At 43.9% G+C, this 16,874-nt stretch carries 12 protein-coding genes; 6 read left to right on the plus strand and 6 right to left on the minus strand.

What is annotated here, in order from left to right; all coding sequences use genetic code 11:
* The first annotated feature begins 11 nt into the window (after window positions 1-11).
* The 6 genes from DW930_RS05565 to hutG all read left to right on the plus strand — a co-directional run bounded on the left by DW930_RS05565 (window position 12) and on the right by hutG (window position 7,155).
* Window positions 12-641: a cyclodeaminase/cyclohydrolase family protein gene (locus tag DW930_RS05565; protein WP_023024278.1), complete on the plus strand. Its 630-nt coding sequence runs from the start codon at window positions 12-14 to the stop codon at window positions 639-641.
* 52 nt (window positions 642-693) lie between these two features.
* On the plus strand, window positions 694-2,367 hold the full coding sequence (locus DW930_RS05570) for a formate--tetrahydrofolate ligase (protein ID WP_023024279.1): 1,674 nt from the start codon (window positions 694-696) through the stop codon (window positions 2,365-2,367).
* Window positions 2,368-2,382: 15 nt separating this feature from the next.
* A complete protein-coding gene (locus DW930_RS05575) occupies window positions 2,383-2,961 on the plus strand; it encodes a HutD family protein (RefSeq protein WP_023024280.1) in 579 nt (192 codons plus the stop codon).
* A gap of 20 nt (window positions 2,962-2,981) precedes the next feature.
* Window positions 2,982-4,310, plus strand: a complete 1,329-nt coding sequence (locus DW930_RS05580; protein ID WP_023024283.1) for an amino acid permease — start codon at window positions 2,982-2,984, stop codon at window positions 4,308-4,310.
* A gap of 229 nt (window positions 4,311-4,539) precedes the next feature.
* On the plus strand, window positions 4,540-6,081 hold the full coding sequence (hutH, locus tag DW930_RS05585) for a histidine ammonia-lyase (protein ID WP_023027218.1): 1,542 nt from the start codon (window positions 4,540-4,542) through the stop codon (window positions 6,079-6,081).
* Between the two features lie 87 nt (window positions 6,082-6,168).
* Window positions 6,169-7,155 (plus strand): formimidoylglutamase, encoded by a 987-nt coding sequence (hutG, locus tag DW930_RS05590; protein WP_120701655.1) that lies wholly within the window; start codon window positions 6,169-6,171, stop codon window positions 7,153-7,155.
* A 102-nt stretch (window positions 7,156-7,257) separates the two neighbouring features.
* On the opposite strand, the gene DW930_RS05595 is transcribed toward hutG, so the two are convergent.
* The 6 genes from DW930_RS05595 to DW930_RS05625 form a co-directional block, all read right to left on the minus strand.
* Window positions 7,258-10,194, minus strand: coding sequence for an AAA family ATPase (locus DW930_RS05595; RefSeq protein ID WP_123159533.1), 2,937 nt, complete (start codon window positions 10,192-10,194; stop codon window positions 7,258-7,260).
* A 132-nt stretch (window positions 10,195-10,326) separates the two neighbouring features.
* Window positions 10,327-11,202 (minus strand): methylenetetrahydrofolate reductase [NAD(P)H], encoded by an 876-nt coding sequence (gene metF / locus DW930_RS05600; RefSeq protein ID WP_048716370.1) that lies wholly within the window; start codon window positions 11,200-11,202, stop codon window positions 10,327-10,329.
* A 71-nt stretch (window positions 11,203-11,273) separates the two neighbouring features.
* Window positions 11,274-13,523 carry a 5-methyltetrahydropteroyltriglutamate--homocysteine S-methyltransferase gene (metE, locus tag DW930_RS05605; protein ID WP_123159534.1) on the minus strand — a complete coding sequence of 750 codons (2,250 nt, stop codon included), beginning with the start codon at window positions 13,521-13,523 and terminating at the stop codon, window positions 11,274-11,276.
* A gap of 418 nt (window positions 13,524-13,941) precedes the next feature.
* Window positions 13,942-15,555: an alpha-glucosidase gene (locus DW930_RS05615; RefSeq protein ID WP_123159535.1), complete on the minus strand. Its 1,614-nt coding sequence runs from the start codon at window positions 15,553-15,555 to the stop codon at window positions 13,942-13,944.
* A 257-nt stretch (window positions 15,556-15,812) separates the two neighbouring features.
* The gene (locus tag DW930_RS10585) at window positions 15,813-16,025 is read right to left on the minus strand and encodes a hypothetical protein (RefSeq protein WP_227877767.1); all 213 of its coding nucleotides are present in this window, start codon (window positions 16,023-16,025) and stop codon (window positions 15,813-15,815) included.
* Window positions 16,026-16,102: 77 nt separating this feature from the next.
* Window positions 16,103-16,861: an acyltransferase family protein gene (locus DW930_RS05625; RefSeq protein WP_227877766.1), complete on the minus strand. Its 759-nt coding sequence runs from the start codon at window positions 16,859-16,861 to the stop codon at window positions 16,103-16,105.
* Window positions 16,862-16,874: the final 13 nt, after the last annotated feature.

Consider the following 16,874-nt stretch of genomic DNA (forward strand, 5'->3'; position numbering starts at 1 on the left):
AAGGGAGTTCTATGAAACTAGTTGACTTAAGTATTACGGAGTTTGCCAAAGTTCTTGGTTCAGACGCTCCAGCTCCCGGTGGTGGTTCTGCTGCTGCCCTATCTGCTGCGAATGGGATTTCCCTTACCAAAATGGTCTGCGAACTGACCATTGGTAAGAAGAAATACGCTGAATTTGAAGACCATATCAAAGGGGTTCACGAAAAAAGTGCCCAACTCCAAGACCAATTACTAGAAGCTATTGACAAGGATACAGAAGCTTTCAACGTCGTATCAGCAGTCTTTGATCTTCCAAAAGAAACCGAAGAAGAGAAAGCCGCTCGTCGCGAAGCCATGCAAAAAGCCTTGAAACATGCGACCGTATCTCCATTCTCTATGATGGAGCTCATCGTTGAGGCTCTTGAAACAACAAAAGAAGCTGTTGGTAAGTCCAACACCAATGCAGCGAGCGACTTAGGAGTGGCTGCTCTCAATCTCAAGGCTGGCCTTCAAGGTGCTTGGCTCAATGTCCTGATCAACATTTCAGGAATCAAGGACCAAGACTTCGTTCAAGAATACCATGGCAAGGGACTCAAGCTCCTCCAAACAGGTTCTGAGCTTGCAGATGGCATTTACCAAAGCATTTTAGAAAGCCTATCCTAAACCGATCAATCAACTTTATAACTTCAATACCTACAAAGAAAGAAGGGATTCTATGGTTTTATCGGATATTGAAATTGCCAATTCTGTTCAAATGAAGCCCATCACGGAAATCGCTGCTGAACTTGGATTAACCGAAGAAGATATCTCACTCTACGGAAAGTACAAGGCAAAAATCGATAGCAATCAACTGGAACAACTAAAGGATAAGGAAGATGGCAAGCTGATCCTCGTGACAGCTATCTCTCCTACTCCTGCCGGAGAAGGAAAGACAACCACCTCTGTTGGTCTAGTAGATGCCCTCTCTGCTATCGGTGAGAATGCCGTCATTGCTCTCCGTGAACCTTCTCTTGGCCCTGTCTTTGGAATCAAAGGTGGTGCTGCCGGTGGTGGTTATGCCCAAGTGGTTCCTATGGAAGACATCAACCTTCACTTTACAGGTGACTTCCATGCCATTGGGATTGCCAACAACCTGCTTGCAGCCTTGATTGACAATCATATTCACCACGGTAATGAGTTGGGCATCGATTCTCGTCGCATCACCTGGAAACGAGTGGTCGACATGAACGACCGTCAACTCCGCCATATTGTAGATGGCCTTCAAGGAAAAACAAACGGAGTGCCTCGTGAAGATGGTTTCGACATCACGGTGGCGTCTGAAATCATGGCTATTCTCTGTCTCTCAGAAAATATCCTTGACTTAAAAGAACGCCTCGATCGCATCATTATCGGTTACAACTACCAAGGACAGCCGGTGACAGCCAAAGACCTCAAAGCTGGTGGTGCCATGGCAGCTGTTCTCAAAGATGCCATTCATCCGAACTTGGTACAAACGTTAGAACATACTCCTGCTATCATCCACGGTGGTCCATTTGCCAATATCGCCCATGGTTGTAACAGCGTGCTCGCTACCAAGTTGGCTCTCAAATATGCAGACTATGTTGTTACAGAAGCTGGCTTCGGAGCAGACCTAGGTGCTGAAAAATTCATCGACATCAAGTGCCGCATGGCAGGACTCAAACCTTCTGCCGTTGTCCTCGTTGCAACCATTCGTGCCCTCAAGATGCATGGTGGAGTTGCCAAAGCGGACTTAGCTACAGAAAATGTCCAAGCCGTTATCGATGGTCTTCCAAACCTTGACAGACACTTGGCCAACATCCAAGAAGTCTATGGCCTACCTGTAGTCGTTGCCATTAACAAATTCCCGCTGGATACAGAAGCGGAACTTGAAGCTGTCTATGAATCTTGTAAGAAACGCAATGTAGATGTTGTCATTTCGGATGTCTGGGCAAATGGTGGAGCTGGTGGCCGTGACTTAGCTGAAAAAGTCATTCAACTGGCTCAAGAAGAAAACCACTTCTCTTATGTCTATGACGAAGAAGACAACATTGAAACAAAATTGACCAAGATTGTCACAAAAGTCTATGGTGGAAAAGGCATTAGCCTAACACCAGCGGCCAAACGCGAACTCAAAGAATTAGAAGCACTTGGTTTCTCAAATCTTCCAATCTGTATGGCCAAGACACAATACTCCTTCTCAGATGATGCGAAGAAGATGGGTGCACCAAAAGACTTCACTGTCAAAATCAGTAACCTTAAGGTAGCTGCAGGGGCTGGCTTTATCGTAGCTCTCACTGGTACGATCATGACCATGCCTGGTCTACCTAAAGTTCCTGCCAGTGAAAAGATTGATATCGATGCCCAAGGCAATATTACTGGTCTCTTTTAAGAAAGAGGACGTCCTATGGTGACTATCCTTCATCTCACGCCCGCAGATTATCAGATTTCTACTTGGTCTGGTGGCCAAACCACCCAACTCTTCCTCTCTCCGAAAGAGGGAAGTTATCCAGATCGGACCTTTGATTTTCGCCTCTCTACTGCAACGGTGGAGGTTGAAAAAAGTGACTTTACCGATCTCACTGGTTACCACCGAATCTTGATGCCTCTGACTTCATCGATTACACTCACCCATCAAGGTAAAGAAGTGGTTTTAAAGCCCTTTCAAAGCTACTTCTTTGACGGGGGAGATCCCGTATCTAGTCAAGGGACCTGTCAAGACTTTAATCTCATCTATAAACCTTCCTATCAGGGGCATATGAGTGCTATATCCCCACAAGAAAGTGTTACGAGCCAGAGTCGCTATCAATTGATCTATGCTCTCTGTCCACTAACACTTGAATGGAAAAAGGGACAACTTTACTCCCTCCAAACTCACGAGCTCCTGTTGATCGAACAAGCATCTCCTCTTCAAGAGATGACAATTACGTTTTCACCCCTTCAGTCTGGGAAGCAACCGATTGCTATCTGGACTGCGCTAAGATAATGTTTTAAAGGAGAGACATTATGAACGGAGCACATAAACAGTCGATTGAGGAACAAGAAAAAGCGAAATTCAGCTTTAGCGGTGCCACTCTATACGGTATCAATGCCGTCATCGGATCTGGTATCTTCCTTTTACCTCAAAAAATTTATGCCGGTTTAGGACCAGCTTCCCTAGCTGTCATGTTTGGGGTAGCTATTCTTGTCATGCTACTATCAGCCTGTCTGGCTGAAACGGCTGGCTACTTTGATAAAAACGGTGGAGCCATGCAATACTCCAAAGCAGCTTTCGGTGACTTTGTCGGCTTTAATGTCGGAATTCTCGGTTGGGCCGTTACCGTTATCGCTTGGGCTGCTATGCTAGCTGGTTTTGCTAAGATCTTCATCATTACCTTCCCAGCATTCGAAGGTCACAACCTAGCGATTAGTATCGTTATGTTGGTTCTCTTGAGTCTTATGAACATCGCCGGTCTGAAAACATCTAAGATGTTCACTCTGACAGCTACTGTTGCAAAATTAATCCCAATTGTCCTCTTCTCTCTCTTCGCCATCTTCTTTATTCCTGGTGGTGTGAGCAAGGGCAACTTCACACCTTTCCTTCAATTGGAAAGTGGATCAAATCTCTTTAGTGCTATTTCTAGTACCGCTGTTTACATCTTCTATGGATTTATCGGATTCGAAACCATGTCCATCGTTGCAGGGGAAATGCGTAACCCTGAAAAGAACGTTCCTCGTGCTATCTTGGGATCCATCAGTATCGTCTCAGTTCTCTACATGTTGATCATCGCTGGAACAATCGCTATGCTTGGTGGAGGCATTATGGGAACCGAGGCACCAGTACAAGACGCATTTGTTAAAATGATTGGCCCTATCGGTGCCCCTCTTGTCTCCTATGGTGCTCTCATTTCAATCGCCGGTCTCAACATCGGTGAATCCATTATGGTTCCTCGTTTCGGTGCTGCCCTAGCAGACGAAAAACTCTTGCCAGCAGAACTTGGAAAAACAAACTCTAAGAATGCTCCTGTCATTGCCATTATCATTTCCGGTTTCTTTGCATTCTTACTCTTGTTATCTGGATCTTTCGAATCCTTAGCAACTTTCAGTGTTGTTTTCCGTTTCTTCCAATATATTCCGACTGCTTTGGCAGCGCTCAAACTCAGAAAAATGTACCCAGAGAAAAAGGTTACCTTCCGAGTGCCATTCGGTCCAGTTATCCCAATTTTGGCTGTTGTCATCAGTATCTTGATGATTGCAGGGGACAATCTAATGAACTTTGTATGGGGAGCTATCGGTCTAGTAATCGCTAGTGGACTTTACTTTGTTTTCCACGGTGACAAACTAGCTAAAAAATAAAACAGTCCTCACCAATTCTATTTACACATTAGATGGGAACTTAGGCAGGAGCAAAGCATTCCTTTGCTCCCTAGCCCATCTAAGAAGCCACGAATATCAAACCTGAGCTCTTTTCTCTAAGACTTCTTTCAATCCTTCTAAGAATCATAGACAATGGGCTCACGTTTGGTATTCAAACCGAAGTAAACAAATCTACTTCTACAGAACAATTCATAATCGGAGGTTTTATATGACTCAATTGATTCATTTAGATGGTAACAGCTTAACACTGGAAGAGGTCATCGCCGTCGCTCGGCACGGTGCCCAATGTGAGTTAGACGAAGGAGCAAAAGAAGCTGTCATCGCATCTCGTAAAATTGTCGATGATATCGTCCGTGAAAAACGTGTTGTCTATGGTGTGACCACTGGATTTGGTTCCCTCTGTAATGTCAGCATTTCTCCTGAAGATACTGTCCAACTTCAAGAAAACTTGATTCGTACTCACGCATCTGGTTTTGGCGATCCACTTCCTGAAGATGCCGTTCGTGCTATTATGTTAATCCGTATTAACTCACTCTTAAAAGGTTATTCTGGCATTCGTCTATCAACCGTTGAAAAACTGTTAGAATTGCTCAACAAAGGAGTGACTCCTTATATTCCAGAAAAAGGTTCTCTTGGAGCATCTGGTGACCTCGCCCCTCTTTCTCACATGGTTCTCCCAATGTTGGGACTTGGACATGCCTACTACAAAGGTCAACTTTTGAGCGGTCAAGAAGCTCTCGACCAAGCTGGTATCGAAAAGATCCAATTGGCTGCCAAAGAAGGACTTGCCTTGATTAATGGTACAACGGTCCTAACCGGTATTGGAGCTCTTGCAACTTACGACGGTATTCAATTGCTCAAACTCTCTGATATTGCAGGTGCTCTCTCAATGGAAGTTCACAATGGTATTACCAGTCCATTTGAAGAAGACCTTCATACCATCCGTCCTCAAAGTGGACAATTGGCGACTGCTCGTAACATCCGTAATCTCCTTGAAGGAAGCAAAAATACCACTGTTGCGACTCAACAACGGGTACAAGATCCTTATACACTCCGTTGTATCCCTCAAATCCACGGAGCCAGCAAGGACTCTATTGCTTATGTGAAAACAAAAGTTGAAATCGAAATCAACTCTGTGACGGATAACCCAATCATCACCAAGGAAGGTCACGTCATTTCAGGAGGTAACTTCCACGGTGAACCAATGGCTCAACCATTTGACTTTTTGGGTATTGCCCTTTCTGAGATTGGTAACGTATCTGAACGTCGGGTAGAACGATTGGTCAACAGCCAACTCAGCAAATTGCCATCCTTCTTGGTCAAACACCCTGGCCTTAACTCAGGCTTCATGATTACGCAGTATGCTTGTGCATCTCTTGCATCTGAAAACAAAATCTTGTCTCACCCAGCTAGCGTAGACTCTATCCCATCTTGTGAAAACCAAGAGGACTTCGTCAGCATGGGAACTACAGCAGCTCGTAAAGCGGCTGAGATTCTTAAGAATTCACGCCGCATCGTTGCTACTGAAATCATGGCAGCTTGCCAAGCCTTGGATCTCAAACCAGAAAATCATGAACTTGGTAAAGGTACAAAACCAGCCTATGACATGATTCGCAGCAAGGTGGCCTTCATTGAATTTGACAAGGACATCGAAATCTTTGAAGAACTCAATAAGGCATCTGCTGTCGTTGAAAGTGAAGAATTCTTAGCAACCATCGAAAAAGCAGTTGACTTAAGCATTCAATACTGATACAGTAAGGATACAGCAAAAAAAGGCTGAGAAATTTTCTCAGCCTTTGCCTTTCTAGCCAAATACAAACAAACGGAGGCATGTAACGTGCTTAGAGATTATTACCCAATGACTTACAGTTATTACCAAGGCAGTATTGAAGACAATCCCTATACAGCCAAATGGGGAATGCTGACGAAGTTTTTGGATTTGAATGATGAAAGCTTGACTCCTTTTGAAGAAGTCACCTTTGGAATCCTTGGCTTTAAAAGCGATAAAGGAGTCTATATCAATAACGGTCGCGTCGGTGCTGTCGAAAGCCCAAACGCTATTCGAACCCAACTTGCCAAACTTCCTTGGCACTGGGGGACCAATGTCACAGTTTTTGATGTCGGGAATATCGATGGCCCCAATCGCTCTCTTGAAGATTTGCAAGAGAGTCTCTCTCAAACCGTCAAACGAATGTTGGAGTTAAATATTCAACCAATCGTCCTTGGGGGAGGTCACGAAACAGCTTACGGCCACTATCTGGGCCTCAAATCCTCCTTGCAACCAGATGAACAATTGGCTGTCATCAATCTAGATGCTCACTTTGACCTGCGTCCTTACGACCAAACTGGTCCCAACTCTGGAACAGGATTTCGCCAAATGGCAGACCACGCAAAAGAAGAGAGCAAAGATTTCCCTTACTTGATTTTGGGCATCCAGGAACACAGCAACAACCTGTTCCTATTCAACTATGTGGCAAAAACACCAAGCATTGATTTCTTAACAGGACAAGATCTCTTCCGGATGAGCCACCAGGCCATTCTTGATCGGATTGATCAATTCTTAGAAAAACAGACAGCGGCCTACCTCTCTATCGATATGGACTGCTTTGCCGTTGGTTCTGCCCCTGGCGTCAGTGCCATCCAGTCACTTGGGGTGGATCCAAAACTAGCCCTAATGTTGCTCCAACACATTGCTGCTAGCGGCAAACTGATTGGATTTGATATTGTGGAAGTTTCCCCTCCTCATGATATTGACAACCACACCTCCAACCTGGCTGCAACCTTTATCTTTTACTTGACCCAAATCTTGTCCCAACAAAAATAAGATGCAAAACCTCTCTAACATACAAAAGGCTTATCAACATCCATCCCTTGGGTGTTGATAAGCCTTTTTTTATTCTTCCTTCGTGACACTTGATGAGCTATACTAGAGGACTTTTAATCTCTTGAGGAAGGGACGGTCTCTATACGGAGTCAGATGTTGCTCTGCCAGTTTCTTGTAGTAGCCCTTATCTTCTTTCAAGAAAGAGCTCAAAGCAGGAACCAGTTGCTCTCCTTGTTCCTTCTGGGCCGCCAAGAAGGCTAAGAGATAACAAACCATCCCCTTGTCTCGCGCATTCGTCGTTTGCTTCATGGTTCCTTCTTTACGAGCCAGATAAGTTGCCACCTTCTCTTGCTCGCCAAAATGACAGGCGATTAAGGATTGATAAAATTCGAGCAATTCTTCCTTCCAAGGGAAGCGAACGCCGGACAAAACCTTTTGAGCCCTGTCAAAATAGAAGCGGGCTTGGACCAAATCTCCCTTCCAATAGTAGGCAATCCCAAGATCAATTTCAAACACCACTCGGACTGAATCAACAGATTGATCTCCCACCAAGCGTAGGACCTCTTCCAAATGGGTGACAGCTACTTGAAAATGCCCTCTCACTTGCTCTATTTCAGCCAGGTAGGCTAAAGATGCTGCAATTTGAATGGCATACTTGGCCTGCATGCTATTGGTCAGACTAAAGCAATCAATGGAGCGATAGAGGTGGCGGGTTGCCTGCTCCTCATCCCCTACCATCAAATGGTACAAACCCTTCAAACGTAACTGAATCGCAATCGCTTCATGGTTGTTGGCCTGAATCGCATCTTCTAAAGCCAAATCTGTGTAATAGGCCATTTCAGAAATATTTTCTGTTTGAATGCAATAATAAATGATTTGCCGGTACCCTTCTAAAAGAAAGTCGAGCCGTTTGAGTTCCCGCGCATAGGAGATGACCTTTTGAATATCATGAATCCCCTTTTGGTACTCACCACTTCGAATGAAGTAGCGCCCCTCTAAATACAAGTAGCGCAGTTGCAAATACTTGTAGTCTCTATCTTTTTGGTGTCGTGAAAAAAGCTGATCCAGTTCTCGACGAAGACGAGAGAGTTCCCCAAAAATATCCAAATGGCTATTTTCACCATCTGATACTCCCCCTTCTTCTCCCTTGGAGTATATTGGGAATAGTTCATGTTCTAGCTGGAGGATTTCTTCCAAGTAGGTTAGCTCAAAGGATAGGGAACACAAGAGATTTTGGGACTGCTTGTATTGGTAAGCTATTTCCTTATAGAAGAGCAGGTCTGTCGAATCTTCTAAGGTTTCTTCCAGTTTTTGCGCGATTTGTTGATGGAAGAGACGCCGTCTGGCTGGTGACAGGAGTTGGTAGAAATACATGGCTACCAATTGCTTGCAAAATTGGACTAAGAGATCCTCCCCCTCCTCCACTATTGAGATGATTCCTCTTTGAGCTAAAGGATCTAATAATGCAGTTAAAACAGAAAGATCTGTAGCTGTCAAATCGGCCAAGATAGACATGGATATCGGCTTATGAAAACAAGACAAATAATGAAGAAGGGACTCCTCTTCACTGCTCAAGTCACCCAGCTCTTGAGACAGATAGGCTTGAATAATATCAGGTAAGGGCTCTAAACTTTCCTTCTCTTTCCACTCTTCTATATAGCTGGACAACAAGAAGGGACTACCTTCACTCCACTCCATCATTTGCTCGATCAGGGCTGGTTCTATCTGCCCCAGTTGCCCTTGTAAGAGTGATCGACTTTCACTCGGATCAAAATTGGTCAACTCTAGCTGGGACAACCGTCTCTCGACTTTTAAACTCCCAAAGAAGGTGACCAAGAATTCCGGCAAAGGCCCCTCAGCTGTAACAATCAGTTGCCATCTTTCCCCGCTACTTTTCTCCTCCAATTGCTTTACTTTATTGAATGAGGCCGCATCCATCCACTGAGCATTTTCAAGCAGAATCAGGAGAGGTTTTTCTTGGCTGAGTCTTTGAAGGTGCTTCCGGACAGCAGGGAGATTGTCCGCTTTTCCTAGAGGAGGAGCTTCCAAGCCCCCACTCACTTTCTCTAGGGAAGCTTTGAGGTCGTCCCAGATCCCTCCTTCTTCTTGGCGACTGCCGACTTTGCCTTCCAGCTTGACAAAGCTAAAACTACGATTGGACAGCAAGACCAATTGACGCAATAAACGTTTTTTGCCTGTTCCAGATTGCCCCATGACCAAGAGAGGGCCAACCGCTTCCCCCTTCTCTACTAAGGATAGGTATTCTTCCAGTTGGGACAGTTCTTGTTTGCGACCAAAGAAAGGGAGTTCTCGGACATTCACACGATTGCTCTGTTTATGGGTTCGCTTAGCTTCCAAAACAGAATGATACAGTTCTTCTATCACTCGACTAGGACGAACATTCAGCTCACGATCCAATAAATCCACCAGCTTGTAATAGGTCTCAAAAAATTTCCCCAGCTGGTGATGAACTCTATAATACTCCATCAAGAGCTGGTAGTTCTTTTCTTCAAATTCATCCAGCTCTACTAAATGGTGGAGTAAGGACTCTATACCAGGGTCTCCCAGCCCCTCTTTGTCAATCTTTTGATAACAGCTTTCAATATAGAGTTGCTTATAAGCGCTCCGTTTACGGGAAGCCCACTGGTCAAAGTCCTCATCATCCTTGACGTAGAAGCCTTCCAGAAAATCTCCCTGATAAAGATGTAAATTGCTTATCGGATCCCTTTCAAAAAGCTGGACATCCAAAGAAAGATTCAGCTCAGAATTAAGGGCCAAGCTACTCCTACTTGGAGAAACAATGACATCTCCTTCAAAGATTTTATTAGCTTGGTAAACAGTATTCCGTAGATTTTTCCGAGCGACTTGGTTTTCCTTGTCCCCCCAGAGAATGCCCGCAATTTCATCACGGTTGACCTCACCCGATACAGCTAAGTAATAAAATAAAGCCTCCATCTTCGAGAAGGAAAAACGGATGTCTTTCTGTTGGAAAACAACCTTAGGGGGTCCAAATAACTTCAACGTGAGTTCTCTCTTCATTGCAAGCGCCTCCAAAATCTTCATATTAATACTATAAAAAAAAAGTTGTCTTTTAGCAAGCGATTGGCCCAAGTAAAAAAGAGACTGAGAAAAATTTTTCTCAATCTCTACAATTCCTGCTTAGACTGTTGATTAAATCACTTCCAAATTTGGTTGGTGTTCAAATAAGGCTTTTGTTGCATGGTGGACATGATAGGCTACATCTTCATTGTTCATGGTGTAGAGATGGACACCGGCAACATCTTGTGTGACCAAATCAACGATTTGATCCACCGCATAGGCTAAACCAGCCGCACGAAGAGATTTTGGATCATGTTCATACTTATCCAGAATGGCTTTGAACTTCCGTGGGATATGAACATTTTCACAAGTCTTCAACAAGCGAAGGGCCTGGTTTCTGTTAAGAATTGGCATCACCCCTGCATGAATGGGAACATCAATTCCCGCCAAGGTACACTTATCTTGAAAATCGTAGAAACGCTCATTGTCAAAGAAAAGCTGAGTCACTAGGCTCGAACATCCAGCATCCACTTTCTTTTTCAGATTTTGAATATCTGAAATTTGGTTTGGCGAATCTGGGTGACCTTCTGGGTAACAAGCACCGATCACATCAAAGTGAGGAGCTTCTGTTTTAATAAATTCAATCAAGTCCGTTGCATAACGAAAGTCTTTTAAAGGCTCAATACCAGGAATAATATCACCACGAAGGGCCAAAATCCGATGAACCCCTACTTGATCTAATTCATGAAGGGTATCTGCTACTTTTTCCTTGCTTAGATAGATGGCAGGTAAGTGGGCAATGGTCGGAATAGACAATTCATTCTGAATATGATTGGCTAAAGCAACCGTCGTCTCTTTGATATTGTATTTATTATTGCTAGCTGTCACACTGATAAAGTGTGGAGCTAATTCCTGCATATTTTCCAAGGCACGTAAGAGCTTGGCATTGCCTACTTCAGGATTTGGAGGGAAAACCTCAAAGGAGAGCGACGGTGTTTGCTTAGTCATCAAATGTATTCCTTTCTTGATTGAGCAATTCTTTTTTTGCTATCGAGCAAGCTTAGGAATTTCTACTTGCTTTATAGCGCTTTACGAGCAGCTTTTGCCGCTTCTACAAGACGGATCAAGCTTTCTTTTGTTTCTTTAATTCCACGTGTTTTCAAACCACAGTCAGGGTTGATCCAAACTTTTCTGCTTGGTACTTTGGCAAGGATAGCTTCGATAGTGTGATCGATTTCGCCTTCGTTAGGCACACGAGGTGAGTGGATATCGTAAACCCCAGGTCCAACTTCTGTTTGGAAGTTTTTCGCTTTGAGTTCGTCCAAGATTTCAAGGTTTGAACGGCTTGCCTCAAATGAGATGACGTCTGCATCCATGTTGTCGATGGCTGGGATAATATCTGTAAATTCTGAGTAACACATGTGAGTGTGGATTTGAGTATCAGGCGCTACTGTTGAGTGTACCAAACGGAAGGCTGGAATAGCCCAGTCAAGGTAGTCTTCGTACCAGTCACTACGACGAAGTGGCAATTTCTCACGAAGAGCAGCCTCGTCGATTTGGATAATCTTCACGCCTGCAGCTTCAAGGTCAAGAACTTCATCCTTGATAGCAAGAGCGATTTGAAGAGTAGAATCCTTGATAGAGATGTCTTCACGTGGGAATGACCAGTTAAGGATAGTAACAGGTCCAGTTAACATCCCTTTGACAGGTTTGTCCGTACGGCTTTGTGCATAGCTAGACCATTTAACAGTAATAGGGTTGAGACGAGTGACATCACCCCAGATGATTGGTGGTTTCACCCCACGCATACCGTATGATTGTACCCAACCATTCTTAGAGAAGAGGTAACCTGACAAGTTTTGACCGAAGTACTCCACCATGTCGTTCCGCTCGAATTCACCGTGTACAAGCACATCAAATCCAACTTCTTCTTGCCATTTGATCCATTCGTCGATGGTTTCAGCAAGGAAGGCATCGTATTCTTCTTGCGTCAATTCACCCTTACGGAAGGCCAAACGTTTAGCACGAACTTCCTTGGTTTGAGGGAATGAACCGATAGTTGTTGTTGGAAGAGCTGGAAGTTTAAAGGCTTCTTCTTGGATAGCTTCACGTTCAGCAAAGGCTGGCAAACGAGTATAGTCTGCGTCTGTCAATCCAGCGATACGAGCGCGAAGTTCCGCATTTGCTCCGACACGTTCTGTCGCAAAGAGTTCTTTGTTAGCTGCAAGAGCCTGTTCACCTTGACCGTTGCGGATAGCATCCAAGTCACGAAGTTCTTCCAATTTTTCAACTGCAAAAGCAAAGTGATTCAAGATAGATGGTTCAAAGTCTTCGTTGGCAGTCGTAAATGGCACATGAAGCAGTGAGCAAGAAGTTGTCAAGACAACATTTTCAGCTGGAACTTGTTTCAAAATTTCCAAGCTTGCTTCGTAGTTGTTACGCCAGATATTCTTACCATTGACAATCCCTGCATAGAGAGTCTTATCTGCTGGGAAGCCACCTTTAACGAGTTCAAGAGTTTTCTTCCCTTCAACGAAGTCAAGACCGATAGCATCTACTGGCAATTTTACAAGGTCAGCATAGATGTCACGCACGTCACCAAAGTAAGTTTGGATCAAGACTTCAAGACCTTTTTTGTCAGCCAAGAGTTTGTTGTAGAGGTTCAAGAAGAGAGCTTTTTCTTCAGCTGTCAAGTCTTTGACAAGAGCTGCTTCATCCAGTTGGATACGAGTCGCACCAAGCTCTGCCAATTTAGCAAAAACATCTTGGTAAGCAGCCACTAAGCTATCTACGAAGTCTTCTGCTTTTACGCCTTCTTCAAAGTCTGACAATTGAAGGAAAGTGAATGGTCCAACCACAACTGGACGAGTGTCAAGACCCAATTCTTTGGCTTCTTGGTACTCATCAAAAATCTTGTGACCAGCCAATTTGACTTCTGTTGTTTTTTCAAATTTTGGAACGATGTAGTGGTAGTTGGTGTTGAACCATTTCTTCATTGGAAGAGCACGCACATCCCCTTTTTCACCTTGGTAACCACGCGCCAAAGCGAAGTAGCGTTCAAGGTCAGACAAGTCCAAGTTTTGAACCGATGCAGGAACCACGTTGAAAAGGAAAGCAGCATCTAGGAAATTGTCATAATGTGAAAAATCATTTGATGGAATTTCAGTAATCCCTTTTTCTTTGACAATATTCCAGTGTTTAGCACGCAACTCTTTTGCTGCATCTAACAAATCTTCAGCAGTAATTTCGTTTCTAAAATATTTTTCAGTTGTAAATTTTAGTTCGCGGAATTCACCCAAACGAGGGAATCCGATAATTGTTGTTGACATGTTTTGTCCTCCAAAAATTCAAGTTGAGTCTATCTTATCAGAAGAAGCACCTTCTGTATAATTGCTTTTCAATGGTTTACGATATAGCCAGAAACTATAACCTTATAGATCAAGGGTTTTCACCTCTTGCCATTCACCAGAACTAATAGTCCTTATAAAAAATAACTATAAGCTTTCTACCAGGCAGGCCGAGGATCCTCCCATTGACCAGCCCTAGTCTCCTCTAAAACAAGAGAGTGGGACAGAAATCTGTCATTCGTTAGAATTCGATTTCGTCGTCCCACCTCCGCACAGTTGAGTAGGGCTGTAAAAGCTGATGAAATCAGCCTAGTAGAGCCCACTCAACCACTGCGTCTTGCTCGACAATCCAAAAACAATTGAGAGGCTAGGACTTTTGTCCCAGCCTCTTTGTAGTAATTTATGCTCTAGTTAGTTGCACACAAAAAGCATCCCAAGGCTCCAATACCTTCTTCTCTTTGACCTGCTCTACTTCTGTATTGCTAATGAGGACAGACTGGTAGTCTTTCTCCAGTTCAAAACTCTGGGTTTGATTAGACAGATTGACCACAATCAAATAGCGTTGGTCCCCATCGACCCGTTGGTAGGCAAAGACTTGATCTGCTGTATCCACTAGCTCAAAATCCGCAGAAATCAACCAATATTGGTCTTTACGGAGAGCAATCAATTGCTGATAGGTATAAAAAATGGATGAGGGGTCGGCCAAAGCCGCTTCTACATTGATTTCCTGATAGTTTGGATTGACGACTAGCCAAGGGTAACCGGTCGTAAAACCAGCCTGTGGCTGGTTGGACCACTGCATAGGAGTCCGAGCATTGTCACGGCCAATATGCCGGATCTGGTCCATAATGGTGTCGAGGTCTACTCCCTTTTCTAGACTTTCCTTGGCATAGTTAATAGACTCAATATCCTCGATTTCGTCTAGTCTCTTAAAAGGATAGTTGGTCATACCAATCTCTTCTCCCTGGTAGATATAAGGCGTCCCTCTCATCAAATGAAGAAGAATGGCTAGAGCCTTAGCAGACTTCACCCGGTAGGCTTGGTCATCTCCCCAGGCAGAAACAACACGAGGAAGGTCATGGTTGTTCCAAAAGAGGGAGTTCCAGCCTTCGTCCATGCCCAGTTCCGTCTGCCACTTGTTGAAGATTTCTTTCAGCTTAGGAACATTGAGCTTCTTCGCATAGTGCCATTTAGGCTGACCTTCTTGGAATAGAAGCCCGATGTGTTCAAATTGAAAGACCATTGACAATTCCTCATTGTCAGGACCAGAGTATCGCTTGGCAATCTCAGGTGTAGCTCCCCAAGTCTCCCCAACCGTCAACAAATCCTTATCTCCGAAGGTCGCTCGATTCATTTCTTTCAGATAGGGGTGGAGCATGGGACCATTGGCCACGATTTTCTGATCCGGAATTTTTCCAATCATGTCGATGACATCCATCCGAAAACCACCGATCCCCTTGTCGATCCAAAAATTCATCATATCGTAAATCTTCTGCCGAAGGGTCTCATTTTCCCAATTCAGGTCTGGTTGTTTCTTACTAAAGAAGTGCAAATAGTACTGCTGGGAAGCTGGATCCAATTCCCAAGCTGAACCACTGAAGTTCGAGAGAAGATCATTGGGTTGATCCCTCCAAATATAGTAGTCCCGCTCTGGACTGTTTGGATTTTCTTTCGCTTCGATAAACCAGGCATGTTCATCAGATGTATGGTTGACCACCAAATCCATAATGATCTTAATATCGCGCTTTTGCCCTTCTGCAATCAGCTTCTCCATATCCTCCATGGTCCCAAAGATGGCAGCAATATTCTCATAGTCTGAAATATCATAGCCATTATCATCCATAGGGCTTTGGTAAACAGGAGACAGCCAAATAGCCGTAATGCCTAACTTCTCCAAATAATCCAATTTACTCGTAATCCCCTTGAGGTCACCGATCCCATCCCCATTGCTATCTAAAAAACTCTTGGGATAAATTTGATAAATCACAGCATCATGCCACCATTTTTTCTTCATGCCCTTCTCCTTTTTGATTTCACTTGTAATCCCTTTCATCATAACCAAACTCGAAAGGAATTTCAACTCTCAGCTGTTTTATCAGTCTTCCTTAAGATAAAAAAGAGAGTGGGACAGAAATCGGTCATTCGTTAGAATTCGATTTCGTCGTCCCACCTCCTCACAGTTGAGTAGGGCTGTAAAAGCTGATGAAATCAGCGTAGTGGAGCCCACTCAACCACTGCGTCTTGCTCGACAATCCAAAGACAATTGAGAGGCTAGGGCTTTTGTCCCAGCCTCTGTTCAAGACTTCGATTCTTCCTTACTTTTTGCCAATTGTGATAAGAGAGCATGACCAATCCAAAGAGATGACTTCCCAACAAGGCGGCCACAAAAATCAGCTTGCCCCTGTCTGGATAAGAAAGTGGGAGATTGCTAAAGCCATAGCGAGCCCATTCGATAAAGATTGGATGCGAAAAGTAAAGCGCCATGCTCATCTGCTTTAAGTACTGCAAATCATAGCTTTTCAAAAAGGACGATCGCAGGCAGGCATTGACCAAATAGACCGTCACAAAGGGAAGGAGCAAGTAAAAGTTCTTATCGATTCCTTCATGTTGAAAAATGATGATGCCTTCCATACAGAACAAGCCAAAGGCGAGAGATAGCTTTTCCCAACGGTGAACCCTAAAGGTTTGTGCATGAAAATGATCATAGAGATAGTAACCCATAAAGATAAAAATGGGCGTGTAAAAGAGACCATTTCGAGCTGTAAAAAATAAATTGCTGTAGAGCTGTAACCCTTGAGAAGACTCGTGGTGTCCAGATAAGCTGAATAGGTCTCGATCAAGCCCCAGCAGTAAAGAAGAAAGGTGATCACCCCCGTCCAAACCATACCTAAGCGTTTGACCAATTGATTGACCAAAAACAGGCCCAGCAAAAAGGCAGGGATATACCAGAGTTGGTAACACATTCCCAGATAGACCAGAGCGATGAGGACGCCAGCTGGAAAGAGAGATACTGGGAGGTTGAGACTAGAAAAAAAGAACCAGGCATATGGAAGATAGACACAACTCCAAAATAAATAAGTTTTAACGATTTTGACCAGATAGGCCTTTATTTTCCTCGAATCCCTTAGTGATTGCTTGAGGAAAAAGCTAGCACAGACAATAAAAAATGGTACTGCCATCCTGCCCAGGATACTCTTAAGAGCAAAATGCACCGGCTCATAGGAAGTTAAGCGACCACTATGCACCATAATCACTGCAATCGCAAATAAGTATTGAAAAAAGCTGATACTAGAGGTGTTATAGAGGGGATTCTTTTTCATGTCCGACTCCTTG

It is taken from the genome of Streptococcus sp. AM43-2AT (genome assembly GCF_003603405.1).
Classification (GTDB): domain Bacteria; phylum Bacillota; class Bacilli; order Lactobacillales; family Streptococcaceae; genus Streptococcus; species Streptococcus ilei.

What these genes read in the sequence shown, in the direction of transcription:
- DW930_RS05575 (WP_023024280.1), top strand. Translation starts at nt 2,383, where the DNA reads ATGGTGACTATCCTTCATCTCACGCCCGCAGATTATCAGATTTCTACT.
- metE (WP_123159534.1), bottom strand. Translation starts at nt 13,523, where the DNA reads ATGTCAACAACAATTATCGGATTCCCTCGTTTGGGTGAATTCCGCGAA.
- DW930_RS05565 (WP_023024278.1), top strand. Translation starts at nt 12, where the DNA reads ATGAAACTAGTTGACTTAAGTATTACGGAGTTTGCCAAAGTTCTTGGT.
- metF (WP_048716370.1), bottom strand. Translation starts at nt 11,202, where the DNA reads ATGACTAAGCAAACACCGTCGCTCTCCTTTGAGGTTTTCCCTCCAAAT.
- DW930_RS05570 (WP_023024279.1), top strand. Translation starts at nt 694, where the DNA reads ATGGTTTTATCGGATATTGAAATTGCCAATTCTGTTCAAATGAAGCCC.
- DW930_RS05580 (WP_023024283.1), top strand. Translation starts at nt 2,982, where the DNA reads ATGAACGGAGCACATAAACAGTCGATTGAGGAACAAGAAAAAGCGAAA.
- DW930_RS05625 (WP_227877766.1), bottom strand. Translation starts at nt 16,861, where the DNA reads ATGAAAAAGAATCCCCTCTATAACACCTCTAGTATCAGCTTTTTTCAA.
- DW930_RS10585 (WP_227877767.1), bottom strand. Translation starts at nt 16,025, where the DNA reads ATGGCGCTTTACTTTTCGCATCCAATCTTTATCGAATGGGCTCGCTAT.
- hutH (WP_023027218.1), top strand. Translation starts at nt 4,540, where the DNA reads ATGACTCAATTGATTCATTTAGATGGTAACAGCTTAACACTGGAAGAG.
- DW930_RS05595 (WP_123159533.1), bottom strand. Translation starts at nt 10,194, where the DNA reads ATGAAGAGAGAACTCACGTTGAAGTTATTTGGACCCCCTAAGGTTGTT.
- DW930_RS05615 (WP_123159535.1), bottom strand. Translation starts at nt 15,555, where the DNA reads ATGAAGAAAAAATGGTGGCATGATGCTGTGATTTATCAAATTTATCCC.